At 43.1% G+C, this 13434-nt stretch carries 15 protein-coding genes; 11 read left to right on the top strand and 4 right to left on the bottom strand.

Annotation, left to right across the window (positions count from 1 at the left end; genetic code table 11):
* Positions 1–23: 23 nt before the first annotated feature.
* From oppB to spx, 7 genes are all read left to right on the top strand, one after another.
* Positions 24–959, top strand: a complete 936-nt coding sequence (gene oppB, locus UJ203_RS08650) for an oligopeptide ABC transporter permease OppB (RefSeq protein ID WP_044156389.1) — start codon at positions 24–26, stop codon at positions 957–959.
* 3 nt (positions 960–962) lie between these two features.
* A complete protein-coding gene (gene oppC, locus UJ203_RS08655; protein ID WP_024120915.1) occupies positions 963–1880 on the top strand; it encodes an oligopeptide ABC transporter permease OppC in 918 nt (305 codons plus the stop codon).
* A gap of 4 nt (positions 1881–1884) precedes the next feature.
* Positions 1885–2961, top strand: coding sequence for an oligopeptide ABC transporter ATP-binding protein OppD (gene oppD, locus UJ203_RS08660; protein WP_105953725.1), 1077 nt, complete (start codon positions 1885–1887; stop codon positions 2959–2961).
* A gap of 1 nt (position 2962) precedes the next feature.
* On the top strand, positions 2963–3880 hold the full coding sequence (gene oppF, locus UJ203_RS08665; protein ID WP_322009971.1) for an oligopeptide ABC transporter ATP-binding protein OppF: 918 nt from the start codon (positions 2963–2965) through the stop codon (positions 3878–3880).
* 109 nt (positions 3881–3989) lie between these two features.
* The gene (locus tag UJ203_RS08670) at positions 3990–5207 is read left to right on the top strand and encodes an MFS transporter (RefSeq protein WP_322010624.1); all 1218 of its coding nucleotides are present in this window, start codon (positions 3990–3992) and stop codon (positions 5205–5207) included.
* Between the two features lie 165 nt (positions 5208–5372).
* Positions 5373–5951 carry a GNAT family N-acetyltransferase gene (locus UJ203_RS08675; RefSeq protein ID WP_010333747.1) on the top strand — a complete coding sequence of 193 codons (579 nt, stop codon included), beginning with the start codon at positions 5373–5375 and terminating at the stop codon, positions 5949–5951.
* 179 nt (positions 5952–6130) lie between these two features.
* Complete coding sequence (gene spx, locus UJ203_RS08680) at positions 6131–6526, top strand: transcriptional regulator Spx (RefSeq protein WP_024120919.1); 396 nt, start codon at positions 6131–6133, stop codon at positions 6524–6526.
* A 45-nt stretch (positions 6527–6571) separates the two neighbouring features.
* Here spx and UJ203_RS08685 read toward each other — a convergent pair whose 3' ends face one another.
* Complete coding sequence (locus tag UJ203_RS08685; protein WP_044156385.1) at positions 6572–7228, bottom strand: TerC family protein; 657 nt, start codon at positions 7226–7228, stop codon at positions 6572–6574.
* 186 nt (positions 7229–7414) lie between these two features.
* Between UJ203_RS08685 and UJ203_RS08690 the strand changes: the two genes are divergently transcribed.
* The 4 genes from UJ203_RS08690 to pepF all read left to right on the top strand — a co-directional run bounded on the left by UJ203_RS08690 (position 7415) and on the right by pepF (position 11531).
* Positions 7415–7540 carry a hypothetical protein gene (locus tag UJ203_RS08690; protein WP_120698858.1) on the top strand — a complete coding sequence of 42 codons (126 nt, stop codon included), beginning with the start codon at positions 7415–7417 and terminating at the stop codon, positions 7538–7540.
* Complete coding sequence (gene mecA / locus UJ203_RS08695; RefSeq protein ID WP_024120921.1) at positions 7507–8163, top strand: adaptor protein MecA; 657 nt, start codon at positions 7507–7509, stop codon at positions 8161–8163. Before UJ203_RS08690 ends, mecA begins: the two co-directional genes overlap by 34 nt.
* A gap of 157 nt (positions 8164–8320) precedes the next feature.
* Entirely contained in the window at positions 8321–9472 is a 1152-nt protein-coding gene (locus tag UJ203_RS08700; RefSeq protein WP_322009977.1) for a competence protein CoiA family protein, read from the top strand.
* 229 nt (positions 9473–9701) lie between these two features.
* On the top strand, positions 9702–11531 hold the full coding sequence (gene pepF / locus UJ203_RS08705; RefSeq protein WP_181185656.1) for an oligoendopeptidase F: 1830 nt from the start codon (positions 9702–9704) through the stop codon (positions 11529–11531).
* Between the two features lie 35 nt (positions 11532–11566).
* Here the strand turns inward: pepF and UJ203_RS08710 are convergent, their stop codons facing one another.
* The 3 genes from UJ203_RS08710 to UJ203_RS08720 form a co-directional block, all read right to left on the bottom strand.
* A complete protein-coding gene (locus tag UJ203_RS08710) occupies positions 11567–11734 on the bottom strand; it encodes a hypothetical protein (RefSeq protein WP_322009983.1) in 168 nt (55 codons plus the stop codon).
* Positions 11735–12047: 313 nt separating this feature from the next.
* Positions 12048–12947, bottom strand: coding sequence for a protease adaptor protein SpxH (gene spxH, locus UJ203_RS08715; RefSeq protein WP_024120926.1), 900 nt, complete (start codon positions 12945–12947; stop codon positions 12048–12050).
* Positions 12944–13342 carry a thiol management oxidoreductase gene (locus UJ203_RS08720; protein ID WP_010333756.1) on the bottom strand — a complete coding sequence of 133 codons (399 nt, stop codon included), beginning with the start codon at positions 13340–13342 and terminating at the stop codon, positions 12944–12946. Before UJ203_RS08720 ends, spxH begins: the two co-directional genes overlap by 4 nt.
* Between the last annotated feature and the right edge of the window lie 92 nt (positions 13343–13434).

The raw sequence follows: 13434 nt of genomic DNA on the forward strand, positions 1-13434 counted from the left end.
AAAAACCATGGAGGTGTTCCCCCTTGCTAAAATATATCGGAAGACGTTTAGTCTATATGATCATCACATTATTTGTGATTGTAACCGTGACATTCTTCTTAATGCAAGCAGCACCGGGCGGGCCGTTTTCGGGTGAGAAAAAGCTTCCGCCTGAAATTGAAGCAAACTTAAATGCGCATTATGGCTTGGACAAGCCGCTGTTTGTACAATATGCGAGCTATTTGAAATCAGTTGCAATGTGGGATTTCGGACCGTCATTTAAATATAAAGGTCAGAGTGTCAATGACCTGATCAGTTCAGGTTTCCCCGTTTCATTCACTCTTGGAGCAGAAGCTATTCTCCTCGCTTTAGCGTTTGGTGTACTGTTTGGGGTGATTGCAGCCCTTTATCATAATAAATGGCAGGATTATACCGTCGCGATTTTAACGATCTTTGGTATTTCAGTTCCGAGCTTTATCATGGCGGCTGTGCTGCAATATGTGTTCTCTATGAAGCTTGAGCTGTTTCCGGTCGCGGGGTGGGAGTCCTGGTCATACACCTTTCTGCCTTCCATCGCACTTGCTTCCATGCCGATGGCGTTTATTGCCAGACTTTCCCGTTCAAGCATGATCGAAGTATTAAACAGTGATTATATTCGCACAGCGAAAGCAAAAGGGCTGTCGCGTCCTGCAGTTACAGTGCGGCACGCCATCCGAAACGCGCTGTTGCCAGTCGTTACATATATGGGCCCTATGGCCGCTCAAGTTTTAACTGGAAGCTTTATCATTGAAACCATTTTTGGTATCCCGGGGCTTGGTGCACACTTTGTTAACAGTATTACAAACCGTGATTATACAGTCATTATGGGTGTAACGGTGTTCTTCAGTGTCATCCTGCTTTTATGTGTATTAATCGTAGACGTGTTATACGGCATTATTGATCCAAGAATCAAGCTTTCCAAAGCAAAGAAAGGAGCCTAGGCCATGCAGAACATTCCAAAAAACATGTTTGAACCAGCCGCAGCGAATGCCGGCGATGCTGAGAAAATAAGTAAAAAGAGCCTTTCCCTCTGGAAAGATGCGATGTTACGCTTCCGCAGCAATAAGCTTGCGATGGTCGGGCTTGTTATTATTGTTCTCATTATTTTAATGGCGATTTTTGCGCCTGTTTTCTCAAAATATGATTATTCGACTACCAATCTCTTAAATGCGGATAAGCCGCCTTCAAAAGATCACTGGTTCGGGACTGATGATCTAGGAAGGGACATTTTCGTCCGTACATGGGTAGGTGCGCGAATTTCAATCTTTATCGGTGTCGCAGCCGCTGTTCTTGACTTGCTGATCGGTGTTATTTGGGGCAGTATTTCAGGGTTCCGCGGAGGCAGAACAGATGAGATTATGATGCGTATCGCAGATATCCTTTGGGCTGTTCCTTCATTATTAATGGTTATCCTGCTGATGGTCGTTCTTCCGAAAGGGCTGTTAACGATTATTATTGCCATGACGATTACGGGCTGGATTAACATGGCCAGAATCGTTCGCGGACAAGTGCTGCAGCTGAAGAACCAGGAATACGTGCTTGCGTCGCAGACACTCGGGGCGAAAACATCCCGTCTGCTGTTTAAACATATCGTGCCGAACGCAATGGGCTCTATTTTAGTCACGATGACACTAACTGTTCCAACCGCGATTTTTACAGAAGCCTTTTTAAGCTATTTAGGACTTGGTGTTCCGGCTCCTCTTGCAAGCTGGGGAACGATGGCTTCTGACGGATTGCCTGCATTGACCTATTATCCGTGGCGTTTGTTTTTCCCTGCCGGTTTTATCTGCATTACCATGTTTGGTTTTAACGTTGTCGGCGACGGATTAAGAGACGCATTGGATCCTAAGTTACGTAAATAAGGGAGTGATACGGGTGACACGCCTATTAGAAGTAAAAGATTTAGCGATTTCATTTAAAACATACGGCGGAGAGGTTCAGGCGATCCGCGGAGTGAATTTCCATCTGAATAAAGGAGAAACATTGGCAATCGTCGGGGAGTCAGGCTCCGGAAAAAGTGTGACATCTCAAGCGATCATGAAGCTGATACCGATGCCCCCGGGTTATTTTAAACGCGGTGAGATTTTATTTGACGGCAAGGATTTAGTGCCGCTGTCCGAAAAAGAGATGCAAAATGTACGGGGGAAAGAGATCGGAATGATATTCCAAGATCCGATGACCTCTTTAAATCCGACAATGAAAGTCGGCAAACAAATTACGGAAGTGCTTTTTAAACACGAAAACATTTCAAAGGAAGCTGCGAAAAAACGTGCTGTTGAGCTGCTGGATTTAGTAGGGATCCCAATGCCGGAAAAACGGGTCAACCAATTTCCGCACGAGTTTTCAGGCGGGATGAGACAGCGTGTTGTCATTGCGATGGCACTTGCGGCGAATCCGAAGCTGTTAATTGCCGATGAGCCGACAACTGCTCTCGACGTGACCATCCAAGCGCAGATTCTTGAATTGATGAAAGAATTGCAAAAGAAAATCGACACGTCCATCATCTTTATCACTCACGATCTCGGTGTTGTGGCTAACGTTGCTGACCGGGTCGCTGTCATGTACGCGGGACAGATTGTAGAAACCGGTACGGTAGACGAAATTTTTTACGATCCGAGACATCCGTATACTTGGGGGCTGCTGGCATCCATGCCGACACTTGACAGCTCAGGAGACGAACAGCTGACGGCAATCCCGGGCACGCCGCCTGATTTGACAAATCCTCCAAAAGGAGATGCCTTTGCGCTCCGGAGCTCATATGCGATGAAAATTGATTTTGAACAGGAGCCGCCAATGTTTAAGGTTTCCGATACTCATTATGTGAAATCGTGGCTGCTTCATCCTGATGCGCCAAAGGCAGAGCCGCCTGAAACGGTAAAAGCGAAAATGCGGACGCTGGCGAATACGTATCAAAAACCTGTCTTAGTGAGAGAAGGTGAATAAATTGACGGAGAAACTATTAGAAATCAAACATTTAAAACAGCACTTTGTTACGCCGAGAGGAACGGTTAAAGCCGTAGATGACCTGTCGTTTGATATCTATAGGGGCGAAACATTAGGTCTGGTTGGTGAATCTGGCTGCGGTAAATCGACAACAGGCCGAAGTATTATTCGGCTGTACGAAGCAACTGATGGCGAGGTGCTGTTTAACGGTGAAAATGTTCACGGTAAAAAATCCCGCAAAAAGCTGCTCGAATTCAACCGCAAAATGCAAATGATTTTCCAGGATCCATATGCATCGCTGAATCCGAGAATGACAGTCGCAGATATTATTGCAGAAGGCCTCGACATTCATAAGCTGACGAAAACGAAGAAAGAGCGTATGCAGCGGGTTCATGAGCTCCTGCAAACAGTCGGTTTAAACAAGGAGCATGCCAACCGTTATCCGCATGAATTTTCCGGCGGACAGCGGCAAAGAATCGGGATCGCGAGAGCTCTTGCCGTTGATCCTGAATTTATTATCGCGGATGAACCGATTTCTGCATTGGATGTGTCTATTCAGGCACAGGTCGTGAACTTAATGAAAGAACTCCAAAAGGAAAAAGGGCTCACCTACTTGTTTATTGCTCATGATTTATCAATGGTCAAATACATCAGCGACCGTATCGGAGTGATGTATTTCGGAAAGCTGGTTGAACTTGCGCCGGCAGATGAACTTTACGAAAACCCGCTACACCCGTATACAAAATCATTGCTTTCTGCCATTCCGCTTCCTGACCCGGATTATGAGAGAAATCGTGTCCGCCAGAAATACGATCCGTCCGTGCATCGGCTAAAGGATGGAGAAAAGATGGGATTCCGTGAAGTAAAACCAGGTCATTTTGTGATGTGCACGGAAGAAGAATTTAAAGCCTACTCATAATAAGTTGAAAATCCTTCAAAACAAATGTTTTGAAGGATTTTTTTATACAGGCTGATAGAAAGTAAGAGTCATCTCTTTTACAATTAGAGGAAAAACGGAGGCGGACACTATTCAAATTATTCATCAGAAAAATGTCTTTGCGCTGCTTCTGTCGCAATCTCTGCAATCTTTAGCTGGAGTACTGGTGACAATCGTTTTAATGGTAAGGGTCTATCAAATGACCGATTCTGTCTTTTTTTCGGGTCTTATTTTATCATTCATGTCGTTTGCAAGTGTTGCGGCAAGCTTTTGCATTTCAGATGCACTCCATAAGCTTGGTTTTAAAAAGGTGCTTGCCGGTGCAAGTCTGCTGAGAGCGGTCTTTGCGATGCTAATCGCATACAGTGTCAGCCAAAACGGAATTTCCTCCTTGATCATGACGCTGCTGTTTGTTTTTTGTATTTCATTTTCGGGCGCCTTTTTTCAGCCGGCAAGGTTCGCGCTGCTGCCTGTCATTGTTTCAAAAGAGCATTACGTGAAAGCGAACGGCGTGATTTCACTCGCTAATCAATTGTTTTTAACAGCTGGCTGGGGACTTGGAGGTTTTCTTACATATGCTGTATCTTTTGAGTTCGTTGTCGGCAGTGCCATATGCCTGTTTGTTTTTTCCGGAGCTTTCATCAGCCTGCTTCATGTGAACGATGAAGGAACGAAAAGAACAGCTGAAACAGCATCTGCCAGAAGTGTATGGAAGGATTTGATGACAACCCCGATTGTAAGAGACATCACTGCAATGGACATGATAGAAGCTCTTGCCGGCTCAGTTTGGTCATCTGCCATTCTTTTGGCTTTTACAGTGGCTGTTCTGCATGAAACAGAAGTGTGGTGGGGAATCTTTAACGCTTCTTATTTTATAGGTGCTATGATCGGCAGTGTCATCGCCATCCATTTTTCTGCATTTTTTGAGCGAAACATGGGGTACGCGATTATATTCAGCTCACTTGTAATGTCAGTGCTGACATTTTTCTTTGCGGTTTCTCCCTTTCCATTTTTATGCGCCCTGGCTTGCGCGGCGATGGGGCCTTTTTATCAGGTCAGAGATATTTGTCAGGAAACCGTATTGCAGGAGGTCATTCCGGCACATAAGCGCATCGGGATCATGGCTGCCAAAAACGCGCTGTTGACTCCTTGGTCTGGTGTTACTTATTCCATCATGGGACTGCTGGCTGATGCTGCTGGTGCAAAAACAGCTTTTATTTCGGCGGGTGTATTATATGGCATGACTTTTTTGATTGCGTTGGCACAGCCCGGCCTGAGTCGTTACAAACGGGAAAAACACGCGAATTGAGCATGACAAACATCTCCGGTGGAACGACGAATCGTCTTACTTGCCGAAAAAAAATGAAACCATGCGGAAAGTTCGTACGTCTTTATAGATGTAAGGCTGTTTAAACAAGAAGAAATGGGGTATATCTAAAAGTATGAAGACAACGAACTCATAAGGAGCAAATCAATGAACTGGTACGAAAAGCTTAGCGAGTACTTTCCAATTGAAGAATTGAAATCAAAAGCGCATATGGAAGCTCTTTTGAAAGAGCGAAGCGATATTTATCATAAAGACGAAGGCAAGCATCATATTTTAATGTTTGCGGAATTTGAATCTTTTATCTTCGTTGATTATCTGTATGTGTCAAAAGATGCAAGAGGGCAGGGGCTTGGCGGCAAACTGATTGCCAAGCTGAAAAAGAAAAATAAGCCGATATTGCTTGAGGTGGAGCCTGTGGATGAAGATGATGCTGATACAGAAAAACGCCTGAGATTTTATCAAAGAGAGCATTTTAAGCATGCTCAGTCAATTGGGTACCGGCGCCGGTCATTGGCTACGAATGAAGTCAACAAGATGGAGATTCTGTACTGGTCACCGAAAACAGAATCAGAAGAAGAAATTCTTGAAGCCATGAAACAGACATATGAAAACATTCATACTTATAAAGATGAGAAATGGTACGGGGAATCATACGAAAAAACGGATGAAGTCCTGACACTCATTGATGAAGAAAAGCAAAAAAATATTTTCGATGAGTTAAGCTAATTGAGAATGCAAACACATGAATAAAATAAAAATTTGCTGGATTGACACATTTTTTTCTTAGGATACTGTTCACACTTACTTTTTTATAGTATAATACCTATAAAGATTCCTTTTTTAGAGTAATTTCAATTTAAGAATAAAATAGATGTTCATCCTACTAATTAGAGGAGTGAAGATGAATGGTTACATTATACACATCACCAAGCTGTACTTCATGCAGAAAGGCGAGAGCGTGGCTCGAGGAGCATGAGATTCCTTATGTAGAAAGAAACATTTTCTCTGAACCTTTATCAATTGATGAAATAAAACAAATCTTAAGAATGACTGAGGACGGAACAGATGAGATCATCTCAACCCGTTCAAAAGTATTCCAAAAATTGAATGTGAACGTTGAATCAATGCCGCTGCAAGACTTATACCGCTTGATCAACGAGCACCCAGGTTTGCTTCGCCGTCCGATCATCATCGATGAAAAACGTTTGCAGGTCGGATACAATGAAGACGAAATCAGACGTTTCCTGCCAAGAAAAGTCCGCTCTTTCCAATTAAGAGAAGCACAGCGTTTGGCAAACTAATAGATCGCACGTTAAAAAGAAGGCTGAGACATCATCAGCCTTCTTTTATTTTTCAACCTGCTGATAATAAATGCTGGCAAGGATGACAAAGACGACAGTTAAAATGGGGAGAAGCGCTTCAACGGCGCCGTGCTGAGCCATAAAAAAAGACAGCTTTTTATCCCGGACAATCATTTCTCCGCCTGTATAAGCCAATAATCCGCTTCCCGCATAAATCAATAAAGGTATTTTCTCAAGCGCGATGTGGATAAGTTTGCTTCCCCAAATAATTACCGGCACCGATACACACAGACCAATCATAACGAGAGAAAGCTCACCGTGCGACGCTCCTGCGACAGCAATTACATTGTCCAGCGACATAAACAGGTCTGCGAGTACAATTGTTCGTATGGCTTTCCACAGAGAGGTGCTGCTTTTGACGTGCTGGGCGTCTTTTTTTTCAATTAATAGCTGGTATCCCAAATATAGAAGGAAAATTCCGCCGGCGCATTGCAGGAAAGGAATATTTAAAAGATAAACTGCTGCGCTTGTTAATCCGATTCTCATCGCAACGGCGATAAATGTTCCGAGAATAATGGCTTGCTGTCTTTGCTTGTCCGGTAAATTTCGGCTGGCCATGGCGATTACGACTGCATTATCACCGCCGAGAATCAGATCAATTCCGACGATAAGCAGCAGCGATATCAGATAGTCATGCTCCATGAATCGGCACCTCGCTTTCGTTCCATCGCTTGTACCACTAATATATGAAGCGGGAGGCAATTTATGATAGCGGTGCGGAAGACAAGCCATTTTTTGGCCGAAGATGCATTTTTATTTCTTTTGTGACTGATTTATCATAAAATAGAAATACAAAGGAATTCACACTTGCCTTGGTTCAAGGTTAAGATGTGGACGGAATGGGTAAAGTGTAGTAAAGTACTATTAATCGGGAGCTTAGATGTCCCTTCAACATCTTATATAGAAGGGAAGGTTGGCAAATGGAAATTGAAAGAATTAACGAGCATACAGTAAAATTTTATATGTCTTATGGAGATATTGAAGATCGCGGTTTTGACAGAGAAGAAATTTGGTATAACCGTGAGCGCAGTGAAGAACTATTCTGGGAAGTTATGGATGAAGTTCATGAGGAAGAGGAATTCGCTGTTGAAGGTCCTCTTTGGATTCAAGTTCAGGCACTGGACAAAGGCTTAGAAATTATCGTCACCAAAGCCCAGCTTTCCAAAGACGGACAAAAGCTCGAACTGCCGATTCCTGAGGATAAAAAGCAAGAACCAGCATCTGAGGATCTTGACGCCTTGCTGGATGATTTTCAAAAAGAAGAGCAAGAAGTCAATCAGGAAGAGAAGGAGCAAAAGCTTCAATTTGTCTTGCGGTTTGATGACTTCGAAGATGTAATTTCTCTATCTAAATTAAACGTTAACGGAAGTAAAACGACTTTATATTCGTTTGAGAACCGATATTATTTATATGTGGATTTTTACAATTTGACTGATGAAGAGGTTGAAAATCAGCTAAGCATCCTGTTGGAGTACGCGTCTGAATCCTCAATCAGCATACACCGTCTTGAAGAATACGGCAAGCTGGTTGTGTCAGAGCACGCTCTTGAAACGATAAAAAAACACTTTGCATCATAGCAGACCGATTTCTTGCCGGAAATCGGTTTTTTTCTATTTCAAAACAACATATTGAAGCTGGAAAATCAAAAACATACATATAGGCAAAACATCAGCGAACAGGAGTTCATCGGTTATTTCCAGAAAGAGTTATGAATCTGGAAAGGAGAGATGACAATTGTTTAGTGCTGTGACAGAAGACGGCCAAGTGTTTCACCTCATAGGCAGGCAGAGGAGAGAACAATTAAAGCAGACCAGGTTTTTCTGCCCGGTGTGTGCAGAGGAGCTCGATGTGAAGCTAGGGTCTCAGAAAGCGCCGCATTTTGCCCATAAACAGAACAAGTCCTGCACGATAGAACTAGAACCTGAGAGCGCCTATCACTTAGAAGGAAAACGGCAGCTTTATGTATGGCTGAAAACGCAAAAGGCTTCCCCGCTCTTAGAGCCGTACGTGAAAGAGATTAAACAAAGGCCCGACATCTTGGCAAAAGTAAAGGGGGATACGCTTGCAGTTGAATATCAATGCGCGACTCTCGCTCCAGATGTCTTTCAAAAAAGAACAGCCGGTTTCAAACAAGCAGGAATGATACCGCAGTGGATTCTTGGAGGCAGCCGCTTAAAACGGACATCATCATCCTTTTACCAGCTGTCCGCTTTCCATTGGCAGTTTATCAATGCCAGTCCGAACAGTGATCTGTTATGTTACTGCCCCGAAACACATTCTTTCCTGAGGCTCAGCCGCATGATCCCATTTTACACAACCCATTTTTACTGCTCCGTCCAAACGATTCCAATCCGCCAGGCAGCGGCTGAAGATTTATTTTTCGCTGAACCAGATTCGTCGTTTAAGCACTCAGATTGGACAGGAGCCATTCTCCGTTTTCGCCGCAAAACTCATCGCTTTCTCTCTAAAGATATGAATCGGATCAGGCTTCTGTTTTATGAAAAACGGCAAACACCACTCTCTTTTCTTCCGACAGAGGTGTTTGTTCCTGTAAAGAAAGGAGCTGTTTTTAAGAGTCCCGTTTTTGTATGGCAGGGCTATCTTTATCTGTTTATTACGGATCTTGGATATAAACATGCGCCCATTCGCTTTTCAGCCGTTTTGCAGCACTGCAAAATACACATTCATAAAAAGAACATTCTGCTAAGAGGTGTATACAGGGATCAGGATTTCATTGAGGCGGTTAAACAGTACATTGAGTTTTTGTGCAAGAAGGGATTTTTGAGGGGGACTCAGAAAGAAGTATATGTGCTGAATCAGCCCGCAAAGCGCAGCCAATCATTACAGGATCTCATTGAAAAAGACAGAAGCTGTTTTATCGAATGAGTTTTCCTGATTTGGCTCACCCTAAGACAAAGGTGGTGGGCTGGTTGTGAGAAGCACAAAAGGAAAGGTTTTTCGTGTTTTTACTGCTTTTTTGGCATTCGTTCTCTTCATAACTGCATATGATTTGACAAATGGCAGTGAAAAACCGGAAGATATTCACAACACAAGTTTATTGAGAAACAACCGTTTTTTCAATTGGCTTGAATCAAAGAAAACGAGGGGGATCACCATGGCTGAGGAAAAAAAAGCTAATCAACTGCCTGACCGAAGCGAGGTAAAGGTAGAGGACACATGGAGACTAGAGGATATTTTTCCTAGTGATGAGGCCTGGAATAAAGAATTTCAAGCTGTCAAAGAATTAATACCGGAATTATCTAAGTATAAAGGCAAGCTGGCTGATTCAGCTGATCATTTATACGAAGCCCTTACTTACCAAGATAAGGTGATGGAGCGTTTGGGCAAACTTTACACATACGCGCATATGCGCTCAGACCAAGATACCGGGAACTCCTTTTATCAGGGGCTTAATGATAAGGCTGGAAATCTGTATACACAGGCCGCAAGCGCAACAGCCTATCTTGTTCCGGAGATTTTATCCATAGAGGAAGACAAACTGCAGCAGTTTATTCTTGAAAAAGAAGAGCTGAAGCTTTACTCACACGCGATTGAGGAAATCACAAAGGAACGCCCGCACGTGCTGAGCGAGAAGGAAGAAGCGCTGCTGGCTGAAGCTTCTGAGGTGCTGTCTTCGTCGTCAAATACGTTCAGCGTGTTAAATAATGCCGATATTACATTCCCATCAATTAAAGATGAAGAGGGAAAAGAAAAACAGATCACTCACGGCAATTTTATTAATTTCTTAGAAAGCGAAAACCGCGAAGTCCGCAAAAATGCGTTTGACGCTGTATATAAAACATACGGCCAATATAAAAACACAATGGCGACTACCTTGAGCGGGACTGTGAAAAAAGACAACTTCTACGCAAGAATGAAAAAGTACAAATCAGCACGCGAAGCTGCGCTTTCTAACAACAGTATTCCTGAAGAGGTATACGACAATCTCGTCAAAACGATTAACAAGCATCTTCCGTTGCTGCATCGTTATATTGCACTGAGAAAGAAAGTGCTTGAGCTGGATGAAGTGCATATCTATGATCTGTATACACCGCTTGTGAAGGATGCGGGAATGAAGGTTACGTACGAACAAGCTAAAGATTATATGCTAAAGGGGCTTGCACCTTTAGGAGAAGAATACCGCTCTATCTTAAAAGAGGGGCTTGAAAACCGCTGGGTTGATGTTTATGAAAATAAAGGGAAACGCAACGGCGCTTACTCTTCTGGAACATACGGCACAAATCCGTATATTTTAATGAACTGGCATGATAACGTCAATAATCTCTTTACGCTAGTCCATGAGTTCGGCCACTCTGTTCACAGCTACTATACGAGAAAACATCAGCCATATCCTTACGGCAATTACAGCATCTTTGTCGCGGAAGTTGCCTCCACGACAAATGAAGCGCTGCTTGGTGAATATTTGCTGAACAATTTAGAGGACGAAAAACAGCGTTTATATATTCTCAACCATATGCTTGAGGGCTTTAGAGGAACCGTTTTCAGACAAACGATGTTTGCAGAATTTGAACATCTTATCCATATAAAAGCGCAAGAAGGAGAGCCGCTGACACCTGAGCTCCTGACCAATGTATATTATGATCTGAATAAAAAGTATTTCGGAAACGACATGGTGATTGATAAAGAAATCGGACTCGAATGGTCACGGATTCCGCATTTCTATTACAACTACTATGTATATCAGTATGCGACAGGGTACAGTGCGGCCCAGGCGTTAAGCAGCCAAATTTTGAAGGAAGGCAAGCCTGCGGTTGACCGTTATATTGACTTCCTGAAAGCGGGCAGCTCACAATATCCGATCGACATCCTGAAAAAAGCGGGCGTTGATATGACGTCTCCAGAACCGATTGAAGCTGCGTGCAAAATGTTTGAGGAAAAACTTGATGAGATGGAAGAACTGCTGTTAAAAGTAAAGCAGTCTTAAAAAAATTGCCTGTGCATAAATGATGCACAGGCTTTTTAAAATCCTTTAAAGGTTTTCCGATGGTTCAGGCGGTACAAGGTAAACAGAATAGAGAGAAACAGCAGAGGGGATGTAATGTAAAGAGGCAGCATATGCATCATAGCGAATAAATTTAAACAGAAAAAAACAACAATGCACACAATTGAGATTACATTAAACATCATGGCGATCCTCCTCGTCCTTGTTCCTTACAAGCATATGAATGAAATCTGTCAGTTATGTTTTGTGACAAAAATATGAACATTAAGCTTAATGGTTGTCAACAGTCGACAACTTTTGATATGATAAGGATGTGAAATTGATCACAAACAAACATTACCCCTTTGTTTGACCGTGAAAAATTTCTCCCATCCCCTTTGTTGTCGTTAAGACATATGAAACCGCGCTTATCCCGGCGCGGTTTCTTTAGTGCTTTGAACGGAACATAAGTTCGATTTTTGCGCAAAAAAACAGCCTCAAGCATATACACGCCTGCGGCTATTTTTCACATGATTGGTATTCATCAGAACTGCTTGTGAGGGACTGCCAAAACATTCCGTGCTTGGCCTCTACTTTGGCAACCTTTTTAGCAAACGCCAATTTTTTCATTTCCTTTTCTACCTCTTCAAGACTCAAATCATATACAAGAGCGATTTCCTTAGAGGCAACGAAACGGAAATATTCAATAAAACATTCCAGAGGCGGTGTTTCCGACGGCTTCGGCTCGTCGCCAAGCATCTCAAATAAGATTTCTTCATATACATGATATGAATAGCTGCCGGGGACTTTAAGTCCTTCATCTTCATGCTGCGTATTAAAAAACGTCAGCGTCGGGGTGGCTGTAACATCCATCTCAGCCGCGATTTTCATGTCGCATTGAAGCGCCTTTACCGCGCTTTGGGAGTGAAGGTCTTTTTGAAATTCCTCGAGATCTAGGCTTGTTTTTGACGCTATTTCCAAAAGCACGTTTTCATCCGTAATATTCTTCTTCGAAACGAACAGACTCTCTTGCATATTCCGAAGAAATTGCATACCGGCTCTTCTTCCTTGAAGTTCGGCTGCCTTAAATGCGAGAGCGGCCATATATGGAGATGAGAGCGGCTGATCTTGCTCAAACCATACACTGCCGTCACACGGCATACCGGAACGGCTAGCGATCTTTTCCCAGGCTTCTGCCAGAAGGTGCTTTTTGCGTTTCTTATTTAACGCTGTAAGGCTTGCGGATGCGATGATGCGTAAGGTAAAAAAACGTCCGTATCTGATTTTCATTTTTTTTATGACAGGCTCTAAGGACCAGCATTCGGGACATAAAGGGTCAACAAACATGTAGATTTCCAGCGGTTTTTTTGGATGGCCGTGGCAATGGGCGAAGTATTGCTCATGCTGATAGTTTGTCAATATGATCGATCCTCCGCTTCTGTTTGATTCACCATATGCCTTGCTGTCAACTCCAGCCGGCCAAACAAAAATTCACGAATATCGCCCTCTAGTCCTACATGGTCCATTGCGTCTTTCATACAGCTGAGCCACGCATCGGCCCTCTCGTTTGTAATTGGAAAGGGAAGATGTCTTGCCCTGAGCATGGGATGGCCGTGTTCCTCAGTATAAAGGGGAGGCCCGCCTAAATACTGTGTCAAAAATTGCTTCTGTTTCCTGGCCGTTTCTGTTAAATCGCTCGGAAATATGGGCTTAAGCAAAGGATGAGACGCGACACGCTCATAAAAAGTATCAACAAGTTGCGATAGAAGTTCTTCTCCAATCGCTTCATAAGGTGCGTTAAACGATTGTCCCATGTTGACTACTCCTTTAAATATGGCTAATAGGAATCATAATTCCTATTGCAAAAAGTTATTTTCTGTATTTATTTCAATTCATCTATGATTTA

This window comes from Bacillus sp. V26 (assembly GCF_034296245.1).
Lineage (GTDB): Bacteria > Bacillota > Bacilli > Bacillales > Bacillaceae > Bacillus > Bacillus halotolerans.

What these genes read in the sequence shown, in the direction of transcription:
- UJ203_RS08685 (WP_044156385.1), bottom strand. Translation starts at nt 7,228, where the DNA reads ATGGAGCATGACTATCTGATATCGCTGCTGCTTATCGTCGGAATTGAT.
- UJ203_RS08675 (WP_010333747.1), top strand. Translation starts at nt 5,373, where the DNA reads ATGAACTGGTACGAAAAGCTTAGCGAGTACTTTCCAATTGAAGAATTG.
- oppC (WP_024120915.1), top strand. Translation starts at nt 963, where the DNA reads ATGCAGAACATTCCAAAAAACATGTTTGAACCAGCCGCAGCGAATGCC.
- mecA (WP_024120921.1), top strand. Translation starts at nt 7,507, where the DNA reads ATGGAAATTGAAAGAATTAACGAGCATACAGTAAAATTTTATATGTCT.
- spx (WP_024120919.1), top strand. Translation starts at nt 6,131, where the DNA reads ATGGTTACATTATACACATCACCAAGCTGTACTTCATGCAGAAAGGCG.
- UJ203_RS08710 (WP_322009983.1), bottom strand. Translation starts at nt 11,734, where the DNA reads ATGATGTTTAATGTAATCTCAATTGTGTGCATTGTTGTTTTTTTCTGT.
- pepF (WP_181185656.1), top strand. Translation starts at nt 9,702, where the DNA reads ATGGCTGAGGAAAAAAAAGCTAATCAACTGCCTGACCGAAGCGAGGTA.
- UJ203_RS08690 (WP_120698858.1), top strand. Translation starts at nt 7,415, where the DNA reads ATGTGGACGGAATGGGTAAAGTGTAGTAAAGTACTATTAATCGGGAGC.
- UJ203_RS08720 (WP_010333756.1), bottom strand. Translation starts at nt 13,342, where the DNA reads ATGGGACAATCGTTTAACGCACCTTATGAAGCGATTGGAGAAGAACTT.